This window comes from Phreatobacter stygius, assembly GCF_005144885.1.
Lineage (GTDB): Bacteria > Pseudomonadota > Alphaproteobacteria > Rhizobiales > Phreatobacteraceae > Phreatobacter > Phreatobacter stygius.
The window spans coordinates 526,460-552,164 of record NZ_CP039690.1; the positions used below are offsets into that span (position 1 = coordinate 526,460).

25 protein-coding genes are annotated in these 25,705 nt (G+C 66.7%); 20 read left to right on the forward strand and 5 right to left on the reverse strand.

Annotation, left to right across the window (positions count from 1 at the left end):
* Window positions 1–3 precede the first annotated feature (3 nt).
* Both E8M01_RS02490 and E8M01_RS02495 read right to left on the reverse strand, forming a co-directional pair.
* On the reverse strand, window positions 4–477 hold the full coding sequence (locus E8M01_RS02490; protein WP_136958664.1) for a 3-hydroxyacyl-ACP dehydratase FabZ family protein: 474 nt from the start codon (window positions 475–477) through the stop codon (window positions 4–6).
* 28 nt (window positions 478–505) lie between these two features.
* Entirely contained in the window at window positions 506–787 is a 282-nt protein-coding gene (locus E8M01_RS02495) for an acyl carrier protein (RefSeq protein WP_136958665.1), read from the reverse strand.
* Between the two features lie 311 nt (window positions 788–1,098).
* Between E8M01_RS02495 and E8M01_RS02500 the strand changes: the two genes are divergently transcribed.
* From E8M01_RS02500 to E8M01_RS35740, 3 genes are all read left to right on the forward strand, one after another.
* Window positions 1,099–2,121, forward strand: a complete 1,023-nt coding sequence (locus E8M01_RS02500; protein ID WP_136958666.1) for a zinc-binding dehydrogenase — start codon at window positions 1,099–1,101, stop codon at window positions 2,119–2,121.
* A gap of 13 nt (window positions 2,122–2,134) precedes the next feature.
* Window positions 2,135–3,049: a lipid A biosynthesis lauroyl acyltransferase gene (locus E8M01_RS02505; RefSeq protein WP_246088573.1), complete on the forward strand. Its 915-nt coding sequence runs from the start codon at window positions 2,135–2,137 to the stop codon at window positions 3,047–3,049.
* A gap of 125 nt (window positions 3,050–3,174) precedes the next feature.
* On the forward strand, window positions 3,175–3,303 hold the full coding sequence (locus E8M01_RS35740) for a hypothetical protein (RefSeq protein WP_281287834.1): 129 nt from the start codon (window positions 3,175–3,177) through the stop codon (window positions 3,301–3,303).
* 54 nt (window positions 3,304–3,357) lie between these two features.
* Here E8M01_RS35740 and E8M01_RS02510 read toward each other — a convergent pair whose 3' ends face one another.
* Window positions 3,358–3,771 carry an Rrf2 family transcriptional regulator gene (locus tag E8M01_RS02510; RefSeq protein ID WP_136958667.1) on the reverse strand — a complete coding sequence of 138 codons (414 nt, stop codon included), beginning with the start codon at window positions 3,769–3,771 and terminating at the stop codon, window positions 3,358–3,360.
* Window positions 3,772–3,920: 149 nt separating this feature from the next.
* Between E8M01_RS02510 and E8M01_RS02515 the strand changes: the two genes are divergently transcribed.
* The 5 genes from E8M01_RS02515 (at window position 3,921) to E8M01_RS02535 (ending at window position 9,739) form a co-directional block, all read left to right on the forward strand.
* Window positions 3,921–4,940, forward strand: a complete 1,020-nt coding sequence (locus E8M01_RS02515) for an alpha/beta fold hydrolase (RefSeq protein WP_136958668.1) — start codon at window positions 3,921–3,923, stop codon at window positions 4,938–4,940.
* A 239-nt stretch (window positions 4,941–5,179) separates the two neighbouring features.
* A complete protein-coding gene (locus E8M01_RS02520; RefSeq protein ID WP_136958669.1) occupies window positions 5,180–6,313 on the forward strand; it encodes an NAD(P)/FAD-dependent oxidoreductase in 1,134 nt (377 codons plus the stop codon).
* Window positions 6,310–7,707, forward strand: a complete 1,398-nt coding sequence (locus E8M01_RS02525) for an amidase (protein ID WP_136958670.1) — start codon at window positions 6,310–6,312, stop codon at window positions 7,705–7,707. Before E8M01_RS02520 ends, E8M01_RS02525 begins: the two co-directional genes overlap by 4 nt.
* Before the next feature lie 225 nt (window positions 7,708–7,932).
* Window positions 7,933–8,385: a PaaI family thioesterase gene (locus E8M01_RS02530; RefSeq protein WP_136958671.1), complete on the forward strand. Its 453-nt coding sequence runs from the start codon at window positions 7,933–7,935 to the stop codon at window positions 8,383–8,385.
* A 178-nt stretch (window positions 8,386–8,563) separates the two neighbouring features.
* Window positions 8,564–9,739 carry a 4-hydroxybenzoate 3-monooxygenase gene (locus tag E8M01_RS02535; RefSeq protein ID WP_136958672.1) on the forward strand — a complete coding sequence of 392 codons (1,176 nt, stop codon included), beginning with the start codon at window positions 8,564–8,566 and terminating at the stop codon, window positions 9,737–9,739.
* A 25-nt stretch (window positions 9,740–9,764) separates the two neighbouring features.
* On the opposite strand, the gene E8M01_RS02540 is transcribed toward E8M01_RS02535, so the two are convergent.
* A complete protein-coding gene (locus E8M01_RS02540) occupies window positions 9,765–11,009 on the reverse strand; it encodes a LysR family transcriptional regulator (RefSeq protein ID WP_215908848.1) in 1,245 nt (414 codons plus the stop codon).
* 123 nt (window positions 11,010–11,132) lie between these two features.
* On the opposite strand from E8M01_RS02540, the gene E8M01_RS02545 reads away from it, so the two are divergent.
* The 10 genes from E8M01_RS02545 to E8M01_RS02590 all read left to right on the forward strand — a co-directional run bounded on the left by E8M01_RS02545 (window position 11,133) and on the right by E8M01_RS02590 (window position 20,783).
* A complete protein-coding gene (locus E8M01_RS02545; RefSeq protein WP_136964414.1) occupies window positions 11,133–11,831 on the forward strand; it encodes a cysteine hydrolase family protein in 699 nt (232 codons plus the stop codon).
* Between the two features lie 12 nt (window positions 11,832–11,843).
* Window positions 11,844–12,272, forward strand: a complete 429-nt coding sequence (locus E8M01_RS02550; RefSeq protein WP_136958673.1) for a nuclear transport factor 2 family protein — start codon at window positions 11,844–11,846, stop codon at window positions 12,270–12,272.
* A gap of 197 nt (window positions 12,273–12,469) precedes the next feature.
* The gene (locus E8M01_RS02555; RefSeq protein ID WP_136958674.1) at window positions 12,470–13,699 is read left to right on the forward strand and encodes a gallate dioxygenase; all 1,230 of its coding nucleotides are present in this window, start codon (window positions 12,470–12,472) and stop codon (window positions 13,697–13,699) included.
* A 321-nt stretch (window positions 13,700–14,020) separates the two neighbouring features.
* On the forward strand, window positions 14,021–15,232 hold the full coding sequence (locus tag E8M01_RS02560; RefSeq protein WP_215908849.1) for an ABC transporter substrate-binding protein: 1,212 nt from the start codon (window positions 14,021–14,023) through the stop codon (window positions 15,230–15,232).
* A complete protein-coding gene (locus E8M01_RS02565; protein WP_136958675.1) occupies window positions 15,229–16,098 on the forward strand; it encodes a branched-chain amino acid ABC transporter permease in 870 nt (289 codons plus the stop codon). The genes E8M01_RS02560 and E8M01_RS02565 overlap by 4 nt, the downstream gene beginning before the upstream one ends.
* A complete protein-coding gene (locus E8M01_RS02570) occupies window positions 16,095–17,048 on the forward strand; it encodes a branched-chain amino acid ABC transporter permease (protein WP_136958676.1) in 954 nt (317 codons plus the stop codon). The genes E8M01_RS02565 and E8M01_RS02570 overlap by 4 nt, the downstream gene beginning before the upstream one ends.
* A complete protein-coding gene (locus E8M01_RS02575) occupies window positions 17,045–17,806 on the forward strand; it encodes an ABC transporter ATP-binding protein (protein WP_136958677.1) in 762 nt (253 codons plus the stop codon). The genes E8M01_RS02570 and E8M01_RS02575 overlap by 4 nt, the downstream gene beginning before the upstream one ends.
* Complete coding sequence (locus E8M01_RS02580; protein WP_136958678.1) at window positions 17,793–18,488, forward strand: ABC transporter ATP-binding protein; 696 nt, start codon at window positions 17,793–17,795, stop codon at window positions 18,486–18,488. The genes E8M01_RS02575 and E8M01_RS02580 overlap by 14 nt, the downstream gene beginning before the upstream one ends.
* A 17-nt stretch (window positions 18,489–18,505) precedes the next feature.
* Window positions 18,506–19,333, forward strand: a complete 828-nt coding sequence (locus tag E8M01_RS02585; RefSeq protein WP_136958679.1) for a creatininase family protein — start codon at window positions 18,506–18,508, stop codon at window positions 19,331–19,333.
* Window positions 19,334–19,583: 250 nt separating this feature from the next.
* Window positions 19,584–20,783, forward strand: a complete 1,200-nt coding sequence (locus E8M01_RS02590; RefSeq protein ID WP_136958680.1) for an IS4 family transposase — start codon at window positions 19,584–19,586, stop codon at window positions 20,781–20,783.
* A 185-nt stretch (window positions 20,784–20,968) separates the two neighbouring features.
* Here E8M01_RS02590 and E8M01_RS02595 read toward each other — a convergent pair whose 3' ends face one another.
* Entirely contained in the window at window positions 20,969–22,141 is a 1,173-nt protein-coding gene (locus E8M01_RS02595) for a cytochrome P450 (RefSeq protein ID WP_170181744.1), read from the reverse strand.
* Between the two features lie 333 nt (window positions 22,142–22,474).
* Here E8M01_RS02595 and E8M01_RS02600 point away from each other — a divergent pair, with 333 nt between their 5' ends.
* Window positions 22,475–24,700 carry an AMP-binding protein gene (locus E8M01_RS02600; RefSeq protein WP_136958682.1) on the forward strand — a complete coding sequence of 742 codons (2,226 nt, stop codon included), beginning with the start codon at window positions 22,475–22,477 and terminating at the stop codon, window positions 24,698–24,700.
* The gene (gene nadE, locus E8M01_RS02605; protein WP_136958683.1) at window positions 24,697–25,704 is read left to right on the forward strand and encodes an NAD(+) synthase; all 1,008 of its coding nucleotides are present in this window, start codon (window positions 24,697–24,699) and stop codon (window positions 25,702–25,704) included. Before E8M01_RS02600 ends, nadE begins: the two co-directional genes overlap by 4 nt.
* Window position 25,705: the final 1 nt, after the last annotated feature.

A 25,705-nucleotide genomic window follows, 5' to 3' on the forward strand; every position in this document is an offset into this window, starting at 1 on the left:
TCGTCAGGCCGCTTCGAGTTTCTCGAACGGAAATTCCAGGCGTTCGCCCCACTCGCGGATCATCTGGGCGAATTTTGGATCGGGAAAGGTTTTGACCGCGAACTTGATCTCGGCTTCCGCGACTTTTTTGCCCTGGCGGGTAATGAACGCCTTGGTCACCGCATAACCGGAGCCGTCGCCGATCAGATGGGCGGTGACCTCGAGCGCTGTCGAAGGCGGCACGAAATCGCGCATCTTGGCCGCGGTGGTCCCGACCAGGAACGGCATGGCCGTCAGCTTGTTCAGCCCGAGAATCAGCCAGCCCGACGTCTGGGCCATGGCTTCGATCATCAGAACGCCCGGCAACAGCGGAAAACCGGGGAAATGGCCCTCGAACACGGGGCTTTCCGCCGGGACGTCGGCCGCGGCCGTCAGCGTCTTCGCTTGCGCGTCGAAAGACACGACGCGCGTGATCATCTGGAAATATTCAAGCCGCATGGGACGCGGATCTCCCCGCCCTGCGAGATCAGGCGCTTTTGGCGGCGACCAGCTCGTCGATTTTCGAGCAGAGCGCCCCGAGCACGAAATAGTCCTCGGTCTTGGCCTTGCCCTCGTTGACTTCCTGCGTCCACTTCTCCAGCGGCAGCTTGATCCCGAACGCCTTGTCGATGGCGAAGGCGATGTCGAGGAAATCGAGCGAATCAATGCCCAGGTCGTCGATCGCGTGGCTCTCCGGCGTGATCTTCTCCAGTGGGATATCGCAGGTTTCCGAGATGATCTTCGAGACGGCTTCGAAGGTGGACGACATTATCAGGGGTCTCCGTGCGGGCCGCCATCCGGCGAACATGGTGCGAGACAATAGCTGGCGGTTGCCCGCGAGGGGCATCGTTTTAGCATTCGGGCCTGCTATAGAGGAGCAGCAGCCGGTCATCAACCCTTTGTGGCCTCGCTCAATATCCATAAAGTTGGGTTGTCCCGCATGACAAGCACCGACCTTGAAGGGAATTGCGCACAAGCCCTTGCGAGTTGACGCCGCCCGCCCCGCCCTTTAGGCAGCGCCACTCGTTTTCAGCGAGCGCGCTGCGCTCTCGAAAGCCAATAGGATTCAAGGAGAACCTGATGCGCGCGCTCCGCCTCCATGGTGACCGCGACCTTCGCCTCGAGGACATCGAGGATGCGCCGGCGCCCGCCGCCGGCGAGGTCCGGATCAAGATCGCAGCGGTCGCGCTGAACCATATCGACGTCTGGGGCTTCCGCGGCATGGCCTTTGCCAAGCGCAAGATGCCGCTGGTCGCCGGCGCCGAGGCCTCCGGCACGATCGACGCGGTCGGTGACGGCGTCACCCGCTTCAAAAAGGGCGACCCGGTGGTGATGTTCGGCGCCAAGACCTGCGGCACCTGCGTCTATTGCCGGTCCGGCCGCGACAATCTCTGCGAAAATGTCGGCGGCGTCATGGGTTTCCACATTGACGGCTTCGCCTGCGAATTCGTCACCATGGAGGAACGCCTTGTCGTGCCGGTGCCGGCGGGCGTGTCGCTCACCGATGCCGCCACCGCGGCGATCACCTTTTCCACCGTCGAGCACATGCTGTTCGACAATTGCAAGCTTCAGCCCGGCGAGACCGTGCTGGTCCAGGCCGGCGGCTCAGGGATAGGCACGGTGGCGATCAAGGTCGCCAAGGCGCTCGGCTGCACCGTCATCACGACAGTCGGCGACGACGAGAAGGGCGAGAAGGCGAGAGCCATCGGCGCCGACCACGTGATCAACTACCGCACCGAGCGGTTCGAGGGCGTGGTCCGCAAGATCACCAAGAAGAAGGGCGTCGACGTGGTGTTCGAACATACCGGCGCCGACACCTGGAACGGCTCGCTGCTCAGCATGAAGCGCGGCGGCCGGCTCGCCACCTGCGGCGCCACCTCGGGCGCCACGGTGCAGATGAACCTGATGCAGCTGTTCCAGCAGCAATACAAGATCCTCGGCTCCTTCGGCGCGCCGATCCGCGCCATTGCCGACGGTATGAAGCGCATTGCCGACGGCGTCACGCCGGTCATCGACACGGAACTGCCGATGGAGCGTTTCAAGGAAGCGCTCGACCGCCTGGAAAGCCGCAAGGTCTTCGGCAAGATCCTCGTGAAGATCTAAGGCGGCCGCGCACTTGGTCCGCTGGCTTCGCCACAACATCCCCTGGGCCATGCTGCCGCTCGACTGGGTGGTCGGCATGATCGTGCTCGCCGGCCTGAAGCTGGTGCGCTCGCTTGGCCCCGACCGGGCGAGCGACCTCGGCGGCTTCGTCGCGCAGCGTATCGGCCGCTTCATCAAGGCCAACCGCATCGGCCACGCCAACCTGAAGGCGGCCTTCCCGGAGAAGTCGGAGGCCGAGATCCAGGCCATCCTGCGTGGCGTCTGGGACAATCTCGGCCGCACGGCCTGCGAATATGCCTGCATGGACGACCTCTGGGATTTCGACCCGACCCGCCCCAATGAGGGCCGCGTCGTCACCGACGACGTGCCGCTCTACGAGGCGCTGCGCGACGACGGCAAGCCGGCGATCTTTTTCGCCGCCCATCTCGGCAATTGGGAAATGCCGGCGGTCGCCGCCGCCGCCCACGGCCTCGACATGACCGCGCTCTACCGCATGCCCAACAACCGTTTCGTGGCGCGCGCCATCCAGAAGATCCGCGGCCGCACCATGGGCAAGATGGTCGCCTCCGGCGGCGCCGGCGTGCTGCAGCTCGCCCGCGAGCTCGAGCGCGACAACCATATCGGCATGCTGATCGACCAGCATCTCGCGCGCGGCGTCGACGTGACCTTTTTCGGCCGCCCGGCCAAGGCCAACCCGACGGCCGCCAAGCTCGCCCGCGAGTTCGACTGCCCGGTCCACGGCGCCCGGGTCATCCGCCTGCCCAACAACCGCTTCCGGCTGGAGGCGACGGAAGAGATCGTGCTGCCGCGCGACGCCGAGGGCCGCATCGACGTCAAGGCCTCGATGCAGGTGATGACCGATGTCGTCGAGGCCTGGGTGCGCGAACATCCCGAGCAATGGCTCTGGCTGCACCGGCGCTGGCGTTGATCGGCGGGCGCCTGTCCACAGCAATCGTAACGATTTGTTGCTGACCCTATGGACAAAGCCTAAACGTGTATTAGCATTTGTCGCATCGCTAGCGCCACTGACGGGCGACCATGTACGACCGAAGGATGCAGGTTCCGATCGACCGCGCGGTTGCTTTCGAGCGACCGGCTGGAACCTGGCGCATCGCGCTGCTGGTCAGCATCGGGCTCTGGGGCCTGATCGCGACGACCTTTGTCCAATTGATCAGCGACTGAGGTTCGGACGAACCGGCGCGTCCGGCTGGCGCCGCCTGCCGCTTTCGCACGGTTTCACACGACCAGTTCCGCCGCGATATCCGCCACGGTCAGGTGCCCCAACCGGTCGAGCAATGCCAGTTCGGTTGCGCGCAATGCCGTGCCGAGCGTGAGGGTGACGGCGCGCTCCACCGGACAGGCGGGATGATCGGCCGCCAGCCCGACGGCCAGGACCTCCGGCGCGCCCAGCGCCCGGTGAACGTCCAGAACCGTCAGGCTCGAGAGTTCGCAGGCGAGCGTCCAGCCGCCGTGGTGGCCGCCTTCCGATCTGACATAGCCGTGCTGGCGCAGGCCCGCCATCACCCGCCGCACCACCACCGGATTGGTGTTCAGCATCAGCGCCAATGTCTCGGATGTCGTGCTGCCGCCGCGCAACTGCATGTGGATCAGCACATGCAGCATGCGGGACAGGCGATTGTCCTTCCTCATCGAGCGGCTTTCCCCGGAACAGGCCGGCGGCACATTTCCGCAACTTGATCAGTTGCGGATGATTGACTTCGGCGCATTGCGTAACATATCTAGTTGCGGAATTGCAATGATCGACCCGAGGCGGCAACCGCCGCTGGATCGGAGACACCATGAACGAGCTGAGCCACCTGATGGTCGAGGCCAACGGCCTGCGGATGCACATTGCCGCGCAGGGCGAGGGCCCTCTCGTGCTGCTCTGTCACGGCTTTCCCGAGACATCATATTCGTGGCGACATCAGCTTCCAGCCCTGGCCGAAGCCGGCTTCCGCGCCGTCGCGCCCGATCTGCGCGGCTTTGGCAAGACGGCTGGGCCGACCGAGATCGACCGCTACACCCTGTTCCATCTGGTCGGCGACATGGTCAGCCTGCTCGATGCCCTGGATGCGAGAACCGCGGTCATCGTCGGCAATGACTGGGGCGCGACGCTCGCCTGGCATTTGGCCCTGATGCGCCCTGACCGCTTTCACGCGGTCGCGGCCTTCGGCGTCCCGATGATGCCATCGCCGCCGATGGCTCCGGGAAAGCTGTTTCCGCAGACCGACGACGCGCAGTTCTATACCCTCTACTTCCAGCCGCCCGGCGCGGCCGAAGGCGAGTTCGAGCGCGATATCCGCATGGCGCTGCGCAAGATTGTCTTTGCCGCATCAGGCGACGCGGGGCCACGCGGGGAAAAGGACGGCACGCCCAATCCGTTCGGCATGGTCTCGCGCGAGCGCGGCCTGCTCGCTTCCCTGCCGGACCCCGCCGCCCTGCCCGCCTGGCTGACCGAGGCCGACCTGGATGTGCTGACCGAGGCCTTCACCGCCAGCGGCTTTCGCGGCGGCCTCAACCTCTATCGAAACATGGACCGGAACTGGGACCTGCAGCGGAGCCTCAGCGGCCTCGCCGTCACCGTCCCGGCGCTCTACATGGTCGGCGAACGCGACACCGGCTTGAGCATTCCCGGCATGCGCGAGATCATCTCCGCCATGCCACGTCTGGTGCCCAGGCTCACCGAGACGATCGTCCTGCCCGGCTGCGGCCATTGGATCCAGCAGGAGCGGCCCGACGCCGTCAACACGGCGTTGGTGGGCTTTCTGAGGGGCCTTGCCCCGTCCAGCCTGGAGTGGACCCCTGAAGTGAGACACTGAAAATAGGGAATTGGGTACGTGGACTGGACTGCACCCCATTTGTGAGACAAAGGAATTTGGGTGACATGGGACAAGCTCAGCCATCACGAGACTTGTCCTTGCGGCGACCGACGCTGGATCGACCGGGCGCAGGACTCGCCCACCGCCACCGCCCACCAGCTTCCCGCACCACACTCTTCCCGCTTGCGTCCCGCCTCTTTAAGAAGGGCAGGTTGACCCGGACGAGTGCCTGAAAGCCCATGACAGCCTATTCCATCGATACCGTGGTCATCGGCGCGGGCGTGGTTGGCCTCGCCGCCGCCCGCCGCCTGGCGCTGGCCGGCCGGGAGACCCTGGTGATCGAGGCGGCGGATGCCATTGGCACCGCCACCTCCTCGCGCAACAGCGAGGTGATCCACGCGGCACTTTATTATCCCACCGGCTCGATCAAGGCGGCCGCCTGCCTGCGCGGCAAGGAGCTGCTTTATCGCTACGCGGCGGCCCGCGGTGTCGAGGCGGTCAGGTGCGGCAAGCTGATGGTGGCGACCGACGACACGCAATTGCCGAAGCTGCAGGCGATCTGGGACCAGGCCCATGCCAATGGCGTCACCGGGCTTGCCTGGAAGACACCGGCCGAGGTTCGTGCGCTCGAACCGGAAGTGGCCTGCGTCAAGGCCTTCCTGTCGGCGACCACGGGCATCATCGACAGCCACGGCCTGATGCTGGCACTGCAGGGCGATCTCGAAGCCGCCGGCGGCATGGTGGCCTTCGAAACCCCGGTCCTGTCGGCCGAGATCGGGCCCGGCGGCATCGTGCTCGCCACCGGCGGCGCCGAGCCGGCCGAGATCACGGCAAGAAACGTGGTCAATGCCGGCGGTCATTTCGCGCCGAAATTCCTGAAGGCCCTGCAAGGTTTCCCGGCGGACCAGGTGCCACGCCAATGGTACGCCAAGGGCAATTATTTCGCGCTGACCGGCCGCCAGCCGTTCAAGCACCTGGTCTATCCGATGCCCGACAGCGCCGGCCTTGGCGTCCACGCCACCGTCGACCTGCAGGGCCGCTGCCGCTTCGGCCCGGACGTCCAATGGGTCGAGGACGAAAACGACCTGATCGTCGACGCAGGCCGCGCCGCAAGCTTTTATTCAGCCATCCGCGCCTATTGGCCCGGCCTCGCCGACGATGCGCTGCAGCCCGACTATGCCGGCATGCGGCCGAAACTGCATGGCCCCGGCATGGCCTTGCCGGACTTCCGCGTCGACGGGCCGGAGGTCCATGGCGTCGCCGGCCTGGTCAATCTTCTCGGCATCGAAAGTCCGGGCTTGACCGCCTCGCTGGCCCTTGCCGATCTTGTCGCCACCCGCCTCGACCCGGCCCCTCTGGAGACTGTCCGATGACCGATCCGGCCTCCCTGCCCGCGCTCGGCGCGGTCGCGACCGCCGCCGCCATAACCGACGGCCGGACGACGGCCGCCGCCGTGGTCGACCAGGCGCTGGTCCGGATCGGCCGCGACAACGAGCGGCTGAAGGCCTTCAACACCGTGCTCGCCGACGAGGCGCGCGCCGAGGCGGCGCTGCTCGACCAGCTCCAGGCCAAGGGCCATCGCCGCGGCCCGCTGCATGGCGTGCCGGTGGCGGTCAAGGACATCATCGATGTCGGCGGCCAGAAGACCCGCGCCGGCTCGGTCACCCGCGACCATTTGCCGGCCGCGGCTTACGACGCCTTCGTGGTTGCCCGGCTGCGCGCCGCCGGCGCCGTCGTCATCGGCAAGACCAACACGGTCGAATATGCCTTTGGCGGCTGGGGCACCAATGTCATCGCCGGCACGCCGGTCAATCCGCACGACTTCACGGTGCCACGGGTTCCCGGCGGCTCGTCGTCGGGCTCGGGCGTCGCGGTTGGCGCCGGCATGGTGCCGCTCGCCTTCGGCACCGATACCGGCGGCTCGGTGCGGCTGCCCGCCGCCTGGTGCGGCGCGGTCGGCTACAAGACCTCCTATGGCCTGGTCAGCCGTTCCGGCGTGGTGCCGCTGGCGCTCGCCTTCGACACGATCGGGCCGATCACCCGCACCGTGCGCGACGCCGCCGTCATGGGCCAGGTCATGCTCGGCTCGGATCCGGCCGATGCCTCGACCTCGGGCGCGCCGGGGCTCGACCTCGTCTCCGGCCTGGAGGCCGGCGTGAAGGGCCTGACCATTGGCCTGGTCAGCCTCGACCACGACATGGCCGTCGATGTCGAGGTGGCGGCGACAATCGAGACCGCCGCCCGCGCGCTGGAACAGGCCGGTGCGCGGGTCGTGCGCCTGATGCTGCCGGAAACGCTCGCCACCTATACCGCCGCCTGCGGCGAGCTGATGATGGTCGAGGGTTATTGCCGCTACGGCGCGCTCGCCGATGCCGAACCCTCGCCGCTCGGCGCGCCGGTCGCCAAGCGCCTGCGCGGCGGCGCCGGCCTGTCCGGCCCAACCCTGTTCGCCGGCCTGGAGCGCCGGTCCGAACGGATCATCGCCGCCAATGCCGCGCTCGAGGGCATCGACGCGCTGATCCTGCCGACCACGCCGGTGCCGGCGGTTCCGATCTCCGAGGTCGACGAGGCGGGCGCACCCGGCGGCCTCACCCGCTTCGTCAATTATCTCGAATGGACCGGCGTCTCGGTGCCGGTCGGACGGACCGCCTCGGGCCTGCCGATCGGCCTGCAGGTGGTCGCCCGCCGCTTCGCCGATCCGCTGGCGCTCCGGATCGCCCGCTCGGCGGAAATCAATGCCGGCGGCCCGCTGCCCTTGCCGGCGTGAGCGACGAGACGGGTTTCAGCTTCAACGCGGCCGCCATGTCGCTCTTGAAGGCGGCCGGCGGCGTTTCGAACGAGGCCTGGAGATAGCCGGTCCCGGGGGCGGCGGTGCGAACCATCCGTCGCCCCGTATCGCTGCCCGCACGCCGCCGCAGCCGCGATCGGCTATGGACAGAATTATATAGACTGGTCTACATTGAACCCGTCGATGTGCCGGAGTGATCACGCCATGACCGCCGTTGCCGATCCGATCGCCACCCTGGAGATGATCAACCGATCGGCGGCCTTCAACCGCTGGGCCGGGTTCGAGCTGATCGCCGCCGAACCCGGCAAGATTTCGTTGCGCATGCCCTGGAAGGCCGAGGTCGGGCAATATTCCGGCTTTCTCCATGCCGGGCTGATCGGCGCGATGATCGACACGGCCTGCGGTTTTGCCGCGGCGGGCCTGGTCGGGCGGGTAATGGCCTCGCATTTTTCGGTCAATTGCCTGAGCCCCGCCGTCGGCAGCGCCTTCGTCGCGGAAGCGCGTGTGGTGCGCGCCGGGCGCCGGCAGATCTTCACATCAGCCGAACTGTTCGCCCTGCAGGACGACGGCCAGCGCAAGCTGGTGGCGACCGGCGAGACCATCCTGATGGTGGCCGAAGCCCCAGCCGCGGAGACCGGTTTGCCCGCCAGGCCGTGACCGGCTGGCGTTCGGGCAAGTCCCGCCCCGGCTTGTCCGAAGGCCACGGGATCGTCCCGCGCCGACCCTGGCCGATAAGCGAATTGGAAGGAGAGCGCAGGGTTTTCCATTGGTCCGGCCCGTCCCGGCCACGTTAGAAGGCGGCAAGCCAAGTCAGGGACATGTGGAAACGGGCACCATGAGAACTCAGGTCGGAATTGTCGGCGCCGGGCCCGCGGGCCTGTTCCTGGCGCATCTCCTGGCGCGGCAAGGCATCGAGACGGTGGTTCTGGAAGCCCGCAGCCGGGCCCATGTCGAAAGCCGGGTCAGGGCCGGCGTGCTCGAGGCCGGCACCATCGACACCTTGAACAATCTCGGCCTCGGCGAGCGCATGATGCGCGAGGGCATGGTCGATGACGGGCTGGATATCCGTTTCAAGGGCCGCACCATCCATCTCGACCTGCCCGGCCTGACCGGCCGCAGCGTCCGGATCTATGGCCAGCAGGAGGTGGTGAAGGACCTGATCGCCGCGCGTCTCGCCTCGGGCCACCCACTGGTCTTCGAGGCCAATGTCGACCGGCTCGACGGCCTCGACAGCGGCCGGCCGCGCATCCACTACAGCCACGACGGTGTCGCGAAGGTGCTCGATTGCGACCTGATCGCCGGCTGCGACGGCTTTCACGGCATCAGCCGCGCCGCGGTGCCCGAAGGCCTGATCGAGACCTATACGCGCAGCTATGATTTTGCCTGGCTCGGCGTGCTGGCGAAAGCCCCGCCGATCGCCGACATGACCTATAGCCATCACGATCGGGGTTTTGCCCTGTGCAGCCGCCGCTCGATGAGCGTGTCGCGGCTCTATCTCCAGGTTCCGGCGACCGACACGCCGGAGACCTGGTCGGACGCCCGCTTCTGGGACGAGCTGCACACACGGATGTTCGACGCCGGCCGGACCGAAATCCAGGAAGGCGAGATCTTCCAGCGCGACGTCGCGCGGCTCCGCTCCTACATCGCCCACCCCATGCAATATGGAAACCTGTTCCTGGCCGGTGACGCCGTTCACATCGTGCCGCCCGCCGGCGCCAAGGGACTGAACATGGCGGTGGCCGATGTCCGGGTGCTGGCCCGCGCGATGGCGAGCTTTTTCGCCGGCGGCTCGCGCACCGGCCTCGATCGCTACAGCGCCGATTGCATCGACCGGGTCTGGAAGACCATCCGCTACTCGGTATCGCTGACCGACCTCCTGCACCGGTTCGATCACTACACGCCGTTCCAGCGCGGCATGCAGATGGCCGAACTCGACCTCATCGCCGGCTCCGAGGCGGCGCGAAAGCTGATCGCCGAACAATATGTCAACCTGAGCACTGTCGCCGACTGAGCCGGGCCAAGCTCACAAGCCAGTCTCACAGCAGGTGGATCTGCCGGATGCCCTCCATCAGGAGGCGGGCGGCGATCGACGGCTTGCTGTCGGAGCGCTGCACGATGCCGATGCCGCGCCGGCTGGCGGGCAGCGGCAGCGGCAGCACTTCCAGCTCGCCCGCGTCGATCTCGTGCTGGAACAGATGCGGCGAGGCGGCGGTGAGGAATTCGCTGCCGATCAGCAGGCCCCGGGTGATGGCGATGTCGGCGGTCTCGACGATCACGCTCGGCGCCTTGAGGCTGCGCTCGCGCAACGACAGTTCGAGCGCGGTCCTGGTCGAGGTGCCGCGCTGCGGCAGCACCCAGCGCGCCCGTTCGAGGTCGGCGAAGCCGATCGCCGCCTGGGTCGTCAGCGGATGGCCGCGACGGACGATCACACCCAACATGTCCTCGACCACGACTTCCGAGGACAATCCGATCATATGTTCGGGCGGACGCAGCCCGCCCAGCACGAAATCGATGTCGCCGGCGCGCAGCAGCACCGCCAGATGTTCGAATGTGCCTTCGACCGTGCTCACCTTGAGGTTGGGATAGGTCTCGGTCAGCGCGATGATGGCGCGCGGCAGAAGCCGGTTGCGGCCAAGCGACAGCGTGCCGACCACGACCTGGCCCGAGACGCCGCTCTGCAAGGAGGCAACCTCGGCCTCGGCCTTGCGCAGCTCGGCCAGCGCCCGGCGGATATGCATCGACAGCATCAGGCCGAGCCCATTGGGCGTGATGCCGGTCGGGGTGCGCGAGACCAGCGTCACGCCGATGCCCTGCTCGACCTCTCTGAGCACCTGGCTGACCGCGGGTTGGGAAATGCCGAAGCTGTCGGCGACCGCGCCCATGTGGCGCTGTTCGATCAGGTCGACGAAGACCAGCAGCCGCTGCCGGCTGAGCGACAGGGAGAAGACCGGCGCATTGTCGTTCCAGCGCCCTTGCGGGCATTGCGCGCGAAAGCCGCCACGCGCCGCCTGCATCTCGGCAAAGGCCGCCTCGACCCGTTCCAGCAGCACGCGGCCGAACTCGGTCAGCAGCATGCCATAGGCGCGGCGCTCGAACAGCGGCGCATTGAGCCCGCCTTCCAGCTCCTTGATCGAGCGGGTGATGGCCGATTGGGCCCGATGCACCTCTTCGCTCGCCCGGATGACGCTGCCGGTACGGGCAACCGTCAGGAAAGCGCGCAGATATTTCGGGTTGATCGTGAGGGGATCGCGCCCCAGCGGCGCCATGCGTTCCGAGACCATATAAGTCTTTTAGGTCGGAATATGACAAGTTTCAACTATGCCGGCCAGGCCAGGCGGTGCGATCATTCAAGACAACAGAGCATGACAGCAAATATTCCGCCAACCAATACCTTGGACCCTATAATGAAATCTCCGACGCCTTTCGAAATGCCCGCTTATGTCATCGAGCGTGTCATGAAAAAACGCGGGCGGCTGCGCGTCTTTGACAGGTTTGAACCGGCGGAAACCGCACTCGTCGTCATCGACATGCAGGAATTCTACGTCCGCGACGTGCCCGAGGCCATTGCCATCATTCCGAACATCAACCGCCTGGCGGCGGCGTTGCGCGACAGAGGCGGCGCGGTGGCCTGGGTCAAGATGGTCGCGGGCAAGGACGGGGAAAGCCTCTGGCCGGTCTATCACGACTATTTTTTTACGCCCGAGAACGGCGCCCGCCATCGCGACAACCTGACCGAGGGAGCGCCGGGCCAGGAGCTGCACGCAGCCCTCGATGCCCGCCCTGACGACATCCATGCCAGCAAGTCGCGTTTCAGCGCCTTCATTCCCGGCAAGTCCGACCTGATGGAAAAACTCGCGGCCCGCGGCATCCGCAATGTCGTCATCGTCGGCATGCTGACCAATTTCTGCTGCGAGACCTCGGCGCGCGACGCGATGATGCTCGACTACCATGTGGCCATGGTGTCCGACGCCAATGCGGCACGCTACGCCGAGGATCACAACGTCGGATTCTCGACCGTTTTCCAGAGCTTCGGCGATGTCGTGACCGTCGACGAACTGCTGAACGACATGCTTCTGCCCGCCCCCGTCGACCCGTTCCGTTGAAAGGCTCGTCTGATGAGCGGCGCTCAGGACTATGCGATCGAGACGGTGATCCGCCGCTTCGCGCTGCTCAATGATGCCGGCCGCTGGGAGGAGCTCGCCGACCTCTTCACCGACGACGCGGTGTTCGCCCGGCCCTCGGCCCCCGATCGCCCGCTCGGCGGACGCCCTGAGATCCTGGCGGCATTCCGGGCCCGTCCGGCGCGGCGCGCGCGGCACCTCGTCTGCAACACCGTGGTCACGATGACCGGGCCCGATACGGCGGAAGCCTTCAGCTATTCCGTGCTCATCGGCGTCGAGGCCGAAGGCCGTGGGAGCCTGTCGGTCGGCCATTTCGACGACCGGCTGGTCTGCCGGGACGGCGCCTGGAAATTCGCCTCGCGCCGCGGCGCGACAGTCATCGACCGGCTCGATCTCGGTGCCGGCCGCGCCGTGTCGTCATAAGTCTTTTCGATAGCGTTGCAGAGATTTGCGGCTTCACCCGCCAATGGCTGCGACTGAAGCTGGCAAACAACGAGAGATCGGTATCGTCAGGGATCGAGGCCGCGTTTCGCGCGGCCGAACCGGGCAAGCGCGGCCGCCGATGCGGCGGCTTTTGCCCGCTATCCGTGACAGTGCCCGGAGGCCCGGAGGAGATCGAAATGGCGAGAATTATCGGCGGCATCGGAATGTCGCATGTCCCGACGATCGGCGTCGCCTATGACAAGCAGAAATGGGACAACCCGGCCTGGGCACCGCTGTTTGAAGGTGCCAAGCCGGCTTTCGACTGGCTCGCCGCCAAGAAGCCCGATGTGCTCGTCTTCCTCTATAACGACCATCTCAACGCCTTCTTCTACGATCTCTACCCGACCTTCGCGATCGGGGTTGCCCCCGAGCACGACGTCGCCGACGAGGGCGCCGGGCGCCGGCCGCTGCCCATGCTGCCGGGACACACGGCCTTTGCCACCCACCTCGCCGAGCAGGTGATCAACGACGAATTCGACCTGGCGGTGTTCCACGACCGCCCGCTCGACCACGGGGTGTTCTCGCCGCTGCCGCTCCTGTGGCCGCACGAGGGCGGCTGGCCGGGCGCGGTGGTGCCGATCATGGTCAATGTCGTGCGCTATCCGCTGCCGACCGCCATGCGCTGCTTCAAGCTCGGCCAGGCGCTGCGCCGGGCCATCCACTCCTACCCCGAGGACATCACGGTCGCCGTCGTCGGCACCGGCGGCCTGTCGCATCAGATCCACGGCGAGCGCACTGGCCACAACGATACCGACTGGGACATGCGCTTCCTCGACCTGATCGAGCGCGATCCGCTGGAACTCGCTCGCATGCGCCATGTCGACTATGTCCGCCTCGGCGGCGCCGAAAGCGCCGAGGTCATCATGTGGCTGACCATGCGCGGCGCGCTCAGCGACGACATCACCAAGATCCACCAGAGCTATTATCTCGCGACGACCACAGCCATGACCACGCTGGTCTTCGAGGAGAACCAGGTGCACCGGCCGGGCCTGACCGAGATCCAGGCCGGCAACCCGCAGATCGAAGGCATCGAGGCGATCGAGGGCACCTATCCCTTCGACATCCGCACCGGCGTGGAGAAGGTCCGCCTCAACCGCTTCTTCTGGGCCATGCGGACGCCCGAAGCGCGCGCCGCCTTCAAGGCCGACGAGGCCGCGGCCTGCCGGGACGCCGGGCTGACATCAGAGGAAACCGGCCTGGTCGCCAGGCGCGACTGGATCGGCCTCATCCGCATGGGCGCGAACTTCTTCGTGCTGGAGAAATTCGCCCGCCTGGTCGGCGAAACCAACCTCGAGGTCTATGCCGAAATGCGTGGCGAGACCTTCGAGCAGTTCCTGGCCACGCGCCAGGTGCCCGACGCCCGTTAGGGCGCGATCGCCTCGAGTTGAATCGGAGCGCCTTGCATATTGGTCAGCCGTCCTTCGAGGCTCGCAAGAGCTCGCACCTCAGGATGAGGAATAATGTTGAATTGCATCACCGTTTCTCATGACTTGTCGATCGCGCTGTACTTTCTTCGCGGTCACTGCTGCAACTCTCTACCCTCCTCATCCTGAGGTGCGAGCTCTTGCGAGCCTCGAAGGACGACTGAGTTATGTGCAAGGCCGCTCGCCTGCTTCATTTCGAGGCGACCGGACTGTAGCCGCGCCGGCGAACCGAACCGTGTCGACACAACAAGGGGAATCCGACACATGGCCCGTCTCACCATGCCGCCCGCCGCGATCCGGCGGAGGACTTTTCTTAGCCTCGCCCCGGCTGTCGCCGCCGGCGCGGCCGGCTTCCCGAGGGCCCTCTTCGCCTCCGGCGCTCCGGTCACCGTCGGCGTGATCCTGCCGCTGTCGGGCGCCTTTGCCGACCAGGGCAGCCATTACGAAGTCGGCATGCGGCTGTTCCAGGAGATGAACGGCACCAGGGCTGCCGGCCGCGAGGTCAGGCTGGTGATCCGCGACGACCAGGGCCCGGGATCGGGCGACCTGGCGCGCCGCCTGACCCAGGAGCTGATCCTGCGCGAGCGCGCCAATATCATCCTCGGCTACAGCTTCACGCCCAATGCCATGTCGGCCGCGGGCCTTTTGACCGAAGCCAAGGTGCCGGGCATCATCGTCAATGCCGCGACCTCGGTATTGACCCAGCGCTCGGACTATTTCACCCGCATCTCGGTGACCATGTCGCAGGTCGCCCACAGTCTCGGGACATGGGCCGCCGGCAACGGCATCAAGACGGTCTATACCATCGTCTCCGACTACGCCCCGGGCCTCGATGCCGAGAAATGGTTCGTCAAGGGCTTCACCGATGGCGGCGGCACCATCCTGCGCAGCGACCGCACGCCGCTGGCGGCAATGGAATATGTGCCGTTCCTGCAGCGCGCGATCGAAGCGAAACCCGACGCGGTCTTCGCCTTCAATCCCGGCGGCGACGTCTCGATCGCCTTCATCAAACAGGCCGGCGAGCGGCTGAAAGGCACCGGCATCAAGCTTCTGGTCACCGGCGACGTCGTCGACGACAACCTGCTGCCGGCGATGGGCGACGCCATCCAGGACGTGATCTCGGCCTGGCACTACCAGATCGACGTGGACAATGCGGCGAACAGGCGCTTCCTCGCGGCGTTCCGGGCGAAATTCGGCGCCAATGCGGTGCCGAGCTACCGGGTCGTGCAAGGCTATGACGGCATGGCGCTGATCTACCAGACGCTGGACAAGACCGGCGGGCGAACCGAAGGCGACGTCTTCATGGCGGCGTTGAAGGGCGCCAGGCTCGACAGCCCGCGCGGTCCCGTGCTGATCGATCCGGCCACCCGCGAGATCGTCGAGAACATCTATATCCGGCGCAGCGCGTTTGCCAACGGCGTTGGCGTCAACACCACGTTCGCGACCATCGAGGCCGTCAGAGATCCGGCAAAATGAATGCCTCCGGCCTTCTGACCGTCCTGGTCGACGGCATCGCCTATGGCATGCTGCTGTTCCTGTTCTCCATCGGCCTGTCGATCACCCTTGGCCTGATGCGCTTCATCAACCTCGCCCATGGCGCCTTCGCCATGGGCGGCGGCTATGTGCTGGTGGTGCTGGTCGGCATGGCCGGCCTGCCCTTCCTTCTGGCCTTGCCGGTCGCCTTCGTCGCGGCCGGCCTGCTCGGCGCGGCGCTCGAGCTGACCGTCATCCGGCACGTCTACCGGAAATCCGAACTGCAGCAGGTGCTGTTCTCGATCGGGCTTGCCTTCGCCGCCGGCGCCATCGCCAACATCCTGTTCGGGCCGCAGCAGCAGCCGATCCCCCTGCCCGGCTGGGCGACCCATATGGTCACCGTCCTCGGCATCGCCATTTCCGGCTATCGGCTCTTCGTCATGGGTTGCGGCCTGGTGGCGCTCGGCCTGCTCATCGCCCTGTTCAACCACACCCTGTTCGGTGCGCGGGTCCGGGCGGCGGTCGACAAGCGGGTGACCGCCGAGGGCATCGGCATCAATGTCGGCCGGCTGTTCGCCGCCGCCTTCAGCCTGGGCGCGGCTTTCGCCGGGCTCGGCGGGGCGCTGGCCGTCGGTTTCCTCGGCCTCGATCCGAGCTTCCCGCTGAAATACCTGGTCATCGTGCTGATGGTCGTGGCGATCGGCGGGCCGGGATCGATCTCCGGCTCGTTCGTCGCCGCCCTGTTCCTCGGGGTCGCCGATGCCCTGTTCAAATATTGGCTGCCCGAGGTTGGCGGTTTCGTCATCTACGCCATCCTGGTCGCGGTGATGATCGTCCTGCCCAAGGGCCTTGCGGGGAAACCGGCATGACGGCTTCAGCCCCCATCCGGCTCGCCCTGCCGGTGCTCATTGCCATCGCCATGGCCTGTTACCTGGCCTTTCCGGACTATCTCGGCCTGATGGCCAGCATCCTGATCGTCGCGGCCTTCGCGCTCTCCTACGACCTGCTGCAGGGTTATGCCGGCATCGTGTCGCTCGGCCACGCCGTATTCTTCGGCATCGGCGCCTATACGGTGGCGGTGCTCGGCAGCCACGGCATTTCCGAGCCGCTCGTGACGCTTGCCGCGGCGCTGGTCGTCAGCGGAGCGGTGGCCGGATTGCTCGCCCGCATCGTCGTGGTCGGCAATGATTTCACCCGGCTTCTGGTGACGCTCGGCGTCGATTTCCTGTTTCACGAGGCGGCCAACAAGATGCGCTGGCTGACCGGCGGCGCCGATGGCCTGTCGAGCTTCGAGGTGGGCCCGATCGCCGGCCTTTTCGCCTTCGATTTCCGTGGGCAGACGGCGTTCTTTTATGCGCTCGGCGTCCTGGTCCTGATCTACCTGGCGGTCTGGCGGATCACCACCTCGCCCTTCGGCCTGGCGCTCCGCGGCATCCGGGACAATGCCCGCCGCATGCATGCGGTCGGCGCGCCCGTCGCCAGGCACATGGCGGTGACCTATGTGCTGTCGGGCGCCATCGCCGGCATGGCCGGCGCGCTTCTGGCCCAGACCAGCAATTTCGCCTCGCTCGACATGCTCGGCTTCGAGCGCTCCGCCGAGGCGGTCATGATGACTGCCATTGGCGGCACCGGCAGCATTCCCGGCGTGGTTCTGGGGGCGACCCTGTTCACCTGGCTGAAGGATGCCTTGTCGGCCCTCAGTCCGAAATATTGGCACCTGGGACTGGGCATCGTGCTGATGGCTTCGGTCTTCGTGCTGCCCGAAGGCCTTGCCGGCCTGCCGGCCAGGCTCGGCCGCCTGCTGCGGAGGCCCCGATGAGCCCAGCCCTCGAAGTCCATGACCTGACGCTGCGCTTCGCCAATTTCGTCGCGGTCAACAAGGTCTCCATGACGGTTGAGACCGGCAGCCGCCAGGCGATCATCGGCCCGAACGGCGCCGGCAAGACCTCGCTTGTCCACGCCCTGACCGGCGCCATCCCGAGCAGTGCCGGCACGGTCAGCATCTGCGGCATCGACGCGACCCGACTGTCGCAGGCGGCCCGGGTTCACCACGGCCTGGCGCGCACCTTCCAGATCAACCAGCTGTTCACCGGCCTGACGGTTCTGGAGAACGTCCTGATGGCGATCCTCGAGCGCGACGGCCGGGCGAGCATCTTCTGGCGCTCGGTCGCGGCCGAACGCGTGGCGATCGACGAGGCCAAGGCGCTGCTGGAGCTCGTCGGCCTCGGGCCGCAGGCGGGCGCCCGCGTCAATGCCTTGCCCTATGGCATGCGCCGGCTGATCGAGATCGCCATTGCGCTGGCGACCAGGCCGAAAGTGCTCATTCTCGACGAGCCGGCGGCCGGCGTGCCGACCACCCAGAGCGAAGCGATCTTCGAGCGCATCGCCGCCTTGCCGCGCGACCTGACGCTCTTGTTCATCGAGCACGACATGAACCTGGTGTTTCGCTTCGCCGAAAAGATCACCGTGCTGGTGGCCGGCGAGGTCCTGACCGAGGGACCGCCCGCGGCGATCTCGGCCGACGAGCGGGTGCGCGAAGTCTATCTCGGACGCCGGGGGCACCATGCCGCTGCTTGAGATCGAGAACCTCGCCTCGGGTTATGGCGATGCCGTCGTCATCGAGGACATCAGCCTTGCCATCGACGAACAGGAGGGCCTTGCCGTGCTTGGCCGCAACGGCGTCGGCAAGACCACGCTGATGCTGAGCATCATGGGCCATGCCGCGCAGATGAGCGGCGCGCTGCGCTGGAACGGCACCGACGTCTCCGGCCTGCCGGCCTATGCCCGCGCCCGCCTCGGGCTTGGCTGGGTGCCGCAGGAGCGCGATATCTTCCCCTCGCTGACGGTCGAGGAAAACCTCCTGATCGCCGGCCGCCCGGGGCGCTTCCGGCTTGCCGACATCTATGGCCTGTTTCCAAGGCTGAGCGAGCGCCGCCTCAACATGGGCGACAAGCTCTCCGGCGGCGAGCAGCAAATGCTCGCCATTGGCCGGACGCTGATGACCAATCCGAAACTCCTGCTGCTCGACGAACCCTTCGAGGGCCTCGCCCCGGTCATCGTCGAGGAGCTCGAACGGACCCTGCAGCGGCTGCGCCGCGACGAAGGTTTTGCCACCGTCATCGTCGAGCAGCGCGCCGAGGATGCGCTGCGGCTGAGCGACCGGGCGATCGTGCTCGACCGCGGGCGCATCGTGCTGTCGGGCCAATCCAGCGAACTGCTCGCCGATTTCGACCGCGTCCAGCAATGGATCGCGGTCTGAAGACAGGAATTGCCCCGATGAAACAGGATCCGCTGATGGCCGGGACCATGGCCGAAATGACCGGTGATGCCATCAAGGCGGCCGCCGCCCGCGGCGCCCTGGCGATCCTGCCGGTCGGCGTGATGGAATGCCACGGCCCGCATTTGCCCATCGGCACCGATGCCTTCATCGCCCACGCCCTGGCGCGCCTGACCGCCGGTTACGCGACAGCCGAGGGCACGGAAGCGCTGGTCGCACCATCCTTTTATTGGGGCATCAACAGCGTGCTGGCGGAGTTTCCCGGCAGTTTCCGCATCCGGCCGGAAACCGCCGCCATGCTGCTCGACGATATCCTCGGCTCGCTTCTGGCCAATGGCTTCGGCCAGGTGCTGGTCGTCAGCCACCATGGCGACCTCGCTCATAACGAGATGATCCGCGACGTGCTGGCGGCGCGCCATGCCCGGGGCGACAGCGGCCTTCGCTGGCTCTATGCGCCGTTCCGCTGGCGCATGTTCGCGCGGCTCGGGCTGACCGGCGCCGAGCCGATCTGGGTGCCCTGGGAGCCGGGGCCGGATCTGGAGAACTTCCGCCTGACCGGGGTCTTCGGCGTTCACGCCGACGAATATGAGACGGCGGCGATCGTCCGCTATTTCCCGGAGACCGTCGATTACCAGGCGCTGCGCCACCTGCCGCCGACCAAACTCACCCGCGACGACCTGCCGGCCTGGCGCAACGGCGGCGCCGATGCGCGCGCCTTGACGCCGGACGGCTATTTCGGCGCACCGAACCCGGTCGATCCGGATCTCTGGCGCCACTTCGACGAGACGGCCAGGATCATGGCGGAGGCGCTGGTGGCGGGGAGATGAGGGGGCAAGCACAGCTGAACTAACCCTCTCCCAAAGGGCTACGACATTCACACATCGTGGGTTGCGAGGAGGATGCGGCTCTGATTCCTTGATCCGCAGCTAGCGGGAGGAAGCAGATGCAGGAGCATGGGCTGGGGCGGTTTGGCGACCGCCGGCTGGAAAAAGGGGGGTCTTTTTGCACCGCCGGCTGGTCGAGTGGGGTGGTCGTGGCATTCGGATTCGGCCGCTGGGCGGCAACCGGCGAGGCGAGATGCGCCTGACCCGTTTGCTGCGCAATCCGGCGGTGACGGTCGAAGAGATGGCGGCGACGGCGCAAGAGCGCACGGCGGAACGGTGTATCGGCCGGCCGGTGCTGGCGATCCAGGACACCACCAGCATCAAGTCGAGCGGCGGCGGTGGGCTTATGTTGCATGCGATGATCGCGGTGGATGCCGAGGACGGCGCCATCCTGGGGTTGGCGCATGCTCAATTCATGAGCCGCGACAAAGGCTTGCGTGGGGAGCGGAAATCCCGCCCATTGGCGGCGAAAGAGAGCCGGCGCTGGCTGGAAGGGGGCGAAGACGCGGCCAGGATCGGGGCGCTGGCTCGTAGCGTGACGGTGATCGCCGATCGCGAGGGCGATATCTTCGAGGCCTTTGCACGACGCCCGAAGGACATCGAGCTTCTGGTCAGGGCGGCCCAAGATCGCAGCCTCGGCGATGGCGGTCTGCTGTTTGCCACCGTGGATGCCTTGCCTGAGGCCGGCCGGACCCTGCTGGACCTGCCGGCCAAGCCCGGCCGCAAGGCGCGCCAGGCGCGACTGGCGGTCCGCTTCATGGCGGCGCAATTGGCACGTCCCAAGGCCGGCACACCAGGACTTGAGGCCCTGCCGGCGAGCGTCGGCATGACGCTGGTCGATATCCGCGAAGTCGATCCACCGGCGGGCGAGCCGGCGGTTCACTGGCGGCTCTTGATCTCGCGCGCGGTCCGCGACATCACCGAAGCCCTGGCGGTGGCCGAGCTCTACCGGCGTCGTTGGGCCATCGAGCAGTTGTTCCGCACCCTGAAGACCCAGGGCTACGACATCGAAGGCCTGCGCATCGCCGAGGATGTGCCCCGTCTCAAGCTGGTCATGGCAGCGCTGGTGGCCGCGGTCAGCGTCCAGCAACTCGTCCATGCTCGTGACGGCGCATCGCCTCAGACCCCGCTCAGGCCGCTCACCGATGCCTTCCAGCCGGAAGATCAGCCCTTGCTCGAGGCGCTCTCGGCCAAGCTGGAGGGCAAGACCCAGCGGCAGAAGAATCCACACCCCAAGGGCTCGCTCGCCTTTGCCGCCTGGGTTTGCGCAAGGCTCGGTGGCTGGACCGGATATTACGGCAAGCCTGGCCCGATGGTCATGCTACAGGGCTGGCTATCCTTCTACGATGCCAAGCAGGGATGGGACGCTCTCGCCCAGGCAAAAGATGTGTGAATCTAGTAGCCCAAAGGGAGAGGGTGGCAGCGTCAGCTGCCGGGTGAGGGGTCGTCCATCTCCGGATGAGACTGCATGCGACGCCGGCGTCGGCATCAATTCTGGGCGCTTACGCCCCTCACCCGGGTCCTGACGGACCCACCCTCTCCCTTTGGGAGAGGGTTGATTCGGTTGTGCTTTTCGACCTACCCCGCATCCCACGTCACCGGCAGGTTCAACAGCCCCCGGAACGCCCAGCCGCCGATGCGCACCGGTTCGTCCCCGACGATCCGCAACCCCTTCAGCCGGGCGAACACGGTCGGCAGCGCGACCTCGGCGATCATCGCCCGCGAGGCCCAGGCGCCGGCGCAGAAATGCGGGCCGGCGCCGAAGGCGATGCTCTTGGATGAATCGCGCCTGACGTCGAACTGCTCGGCGCGGTCGAAATAGCCCTCGTCGCGATTGGCCGAGCTGAACATGAAGAAGATCCGGTCATCCCGCTGGAAGGCGATGTCGCCGATCGTCCAGGGCTTGGCGATCCGGCGCGGCGACATGCCGATCGGCGAGATCCAGCGGGCATATTCCTCGAACACCTGCAGCCAGGACACCGCCCCGGTCCGCGCCAGCTCGAGCTGGTCGGGATGGGTGAGCAGCGCCCAGACCGTGCCGGCAATGGCGTCGCGCGGCTCGTTCTGGCCGCCGCTGATGGCAAGCTTCACATTGGCCCTGACGCTCTCCATCGGCAGCCCCGCCGCCAGCTGGACGCTGATCAGGCTCTGGTCGGGCGCCTTGTCGAGCACCGGCAACATGGCGTCGATCGCCGCATCGATGCCCGCCGTCGCCGCCCGGCAGCGCGCCTCGACCTCGGGGTTGCCGGCATAATTCGCGATGCCGTCGATCATCGCCTGCGACCAGGAGTCCATATCCTCGAAGCGCATATGGGTCAGGCCGGTCATCGACTTCAGGCATTCGGCCGAGAACGGCAACGCGAAATCCCGGCAGAAATCGATCCGGCCCGCCGGATCCAGCTCGTCGAGAATACGGTTCGCATGGGCCTGGAACTGGGCGGTCCAGTGGTTCTTGACGGTCTTCGGCGAGACCGTCGGAAAGATCGCCTTGCGCTCGGCCATATGCGCCTCGCCGTCCTTGCGCATCATGTTGTGGCCCATCAGCCGGTTCATCAGCCCCTCCGGCTGGTGCGAGCTGAAGACGTCGATCTGCTTCTCGCAGACGAAGATGTCGTCGCGCTTGGCGAACACCGTGCCGCCGAGCTGCGGCACGAAGGCGATCGGCGCCTCCCGGCGCAGCCGTGCCAGAGCCGGATAGGGATCGCTCCAGAAGGCGGCCATATCGATATCGACACGCGGGGCAGTGCTCACGGGCAGCCTCTCTTTGCGGCGGACGGCCTTGAGGGCGGCGAAGCCCGGTGGAATTGATGATCCATCACGACGGAGGATTCCGACAAGAGCGCTTTGCGCGCGGCCGTCCATGCGCCGAGGTCGCGGCGGTCGAACCCGAAGACCTGGCCGGAGAGCCAAGGGTGCGCCGGCCTCGGTGAAGCGCCCCGTGCGACGCCTCCGGTGTCGCGGACGAGACGACAGTCCGGTTGTAGGCGACGTCCGGTTGTAAGCGAAATGTCATCCAAACGAATGATGAAGAGCGCGGCATGGCGGGCGATAGATAAATGGCCTTAACCCTCAGCGGAGTTGACCATGGCTCCGGCGCATGTACGGTCAAAACCGCTGGATCAAGATCTGCACGCGGTTTCTGAGCTCGCCGCTGCTTGTAAATGGTCAAACGCCCCGGACCACGCGCTGGATCAAGGCGGCCCGTTGTTTCGCCCCTATCAGCGGATGGGCGTCGATTTTGCCGATATCCCCGTCGTCGATCACCTCAAGAGCGTCACCACGCGGCATCCCGACAAGCTCGCGATCAGTGACGGCACCGATCGGCTGACCTACGCCGCGCTTCTCCAGGCGGTCGAGACGCTGTCCCGCCGGATCGCCGCCGTCGTTCCCGATGGCCAGGCGATCGGGATCTTTCTGGCCAATTCGGCATGGTACCCCGTGGCGATGCTGGCGAGCATGGCGGCCGGGAGGCCTGCGGTCCCGCTCAACACGCGAGACCCCCGCTCTCGGATCGACGAGATCGCGGCCACGGCGCGACTCTCGGCCGTCATGTGCCTCGGCAGTGCCGACCAGGCGGGTTGGACGCAGAAGATCCGGTGGATCGACGTCGCCGCCGGCGGCATGCCGGCAGGCCGGCGGACGCCGGCACCACCCCTGTCCCGTTCGGTCTCGGTCGAGGCTCCGGCCATCGTCCTCTACACCCCGGGCGGCACCGGACACCCCCAGGGCATCGTCAACAGCCAGCGCAGCCTGTTGCGGCGGGTCCAGCACTATGTCGACGCCTGCCACATCAATGCCGAGGACGTTTTCCTTCCCCTGGCCGGCCTCGCCACGATCGCCGGTTGCCGGGAGATTCTCGCCGCCCTCTTGAGCGGCGCCACGCTGCATCTCATCGAGGTCGAAGCGGTCGGCTTGCGCGCCGTCCGCGGCCGAATGCGAGCCGATCGCGTCACGGTCACCTGTCTGGCGCCGGCGCTGCTTCGCCCGCTCCTGGCGGACGCCGCCGTCGATGCCTTCCGGTCGCTCAGGCTGGCCCGGATCGAGGGTGAGGCGGTGTCGTGGACCGATATCGCGCCGCTGCGCCAGGCCGTTTCGAAGGCCTGCCTGATCCAGATCGGCTACGGGTCGGCGGCGGCCAACGCTGCGCAATGGTTCTTGCCCCCCGACTGGCCGGATCACGGCCCGTCGGTGCCGGCCGGCAGGCTTCTGCCCGGCCTCAGCTTCGCGATCGTCGACGAAGACGGGCGCCCGGTGCGGCCTGACGAGAGCGGCGAGCTCTTGATCAGAGGCCCGGATGTCCTGCTCGGCCATTGGGACAGCGGGACCGTCATGGCCGCGGAATCGGATCCGGACGATCCAGCTCTCCGGATCGTCGCAACCGGCGATCTCGCCCGGCTCGATGACCAGGGCCTTCTGCGGATCGTCGGCCGCAAAGGGGGCCAGATCCAGATCAACGGCGCGGTCGCCGCCGCGCCGGCAGGCAATCGCCTCGCACCCAGGCAGGATGACACGCTTCCCATCCTGTTCCTGCTCCCGGGATCCGTTGGTTATGGCCCGAGCTTCGCGGCCTTCGCCGCCTCCATGGGCAAGGTTGCCCGGGTGGCGCCCGTCCGCTATCCCGGGCTCCAGCAGATCTTGAGCGGACAGAACTCGCTCGCCGCCATCGCCACGGCGGCAATCGGGCAAATCGACCGGACCCAGCCCTCCGGCTCCGTCCGGCTTCTCGGCCACTCGCTCGGCGGCGCGGTGGCTTTCGAGGTTGCCGCGCGGCTGCTGGCCGCCGGTCGGTCCGTGACCTTCCTGGGGATCCTCGACACCAGCATCGTGGGCGAGCCGCGGGACTATCGCGAGACCTTGATCCGCACAATCCACCGGATCCGGACCAATCGCGTCACCGCATCCCGGATGGTGTGCCGTGCGCTCGCAAAAGTCACGGTCGCGCTCGGCTGCGAGGCGCGCCTCGCCCGGATCCTCGATCGCCATCCCAAGGGGCAGTTCAACGCCACCTGCTTCAGGATCAAGCTGGAACTGCAGGAGGTCCTGCGGTCGCGGGCTTTCTTCGCCTGGCTGGCGGGACCGAAACCGATGCTGCCGATCACCGCCACCCTGTTCCGCTGCAACCGGCCGGGAATGCCCGAGGCGCTCGGCTGGGATCGTGCATTCACCCGCCTCGACGTGGTGCCGATCGCCGGTGGTCACCTCGACCTCATCGTCGAGCCGCATCTGGCAACCAACCGTCCGCTTATCGAGAAGGCCGTGGCCGAAACCTATTCGCCAGCCGAAACCGGCAAGCGGGAGAAAGGGTCATGAACCTGACTTTGCCCAGCGCGGCGTTCCAGGAATTCAGCAAGGACGTCTTGCGGCTCGATGCCCCATCCGAGGTCGAGCGCATCGCCGAAACCATGCGCAAGCAGGTCCTCGGGCTGTTCCGCCGCCGTGGCGTGGTCGTCGGCCTGTCCGGCGGCATCGACAGTTCCGTCGTCGCCGCCTTGAGCGCGCGCGCGCTGGGCAAGGACAAGGTGCTGGGACTGTTCATGCCCGAGCACCATTCCTCCGCCGATTCCCTCCGGCTCGGCCGTCGTATCGCGGCCCAGCTCGGCATCGACACCATCCTGGAGGACATCACGCCGGCGCTGGAGGGCCTCGGCGCCTATCGCCGGCAGATCGAGGCGATCAGGACCGTCGTTCCCGACTATGGCGAAGGCTGGAAATGCAAACTGGTGCTCGCGCCGGTTCTCGAAAGCAACGGCATCAATGTGACCCGCCTGACGGTGCAGAGCCCCGAAGGCGAAACCCGCACCGTGCGGCTTCCGTCCGGCGCCTATCTGCAGATCGTCGCCGCGACCAACTACAAGCAGCGCGTGCGCAAGATGACTGAATATTATCATGCCGACCGCCTGCATTACGCGGTCGCCGGCACGCCCAATCTCCTGGAATACGACCAGGGATTCTTCGTCAAGCAGGGCGACGGAATCGCCGACCTGATGCCGATCGCGCATCTCTACAAGACCCAGGTCTACCAGCTCGCGGAATATCTCGGGATCGACGAGGAGATCCGGCGGCGGCCGCCGACCTCGGATACGTTCTCCATGCCGCAGAGCCAGGAGGAGTTCTACTTCGCCCTGCCCTATCACCTCACCGACCTGTGCCTCTACGCGGTGAACCACCAGATCTCCGCCGACGAGGCCGCGCCGGTCGTCGGCCTCACCCCGGCCCAGGTCCGCAGCGTCTTCAAGGACATCGACAGCAAGCGCCGCGGCACGCGCTATCTGCACGCGCCGCCCCTGCACGTCGCTTCAGCACTGAAGGACTGAC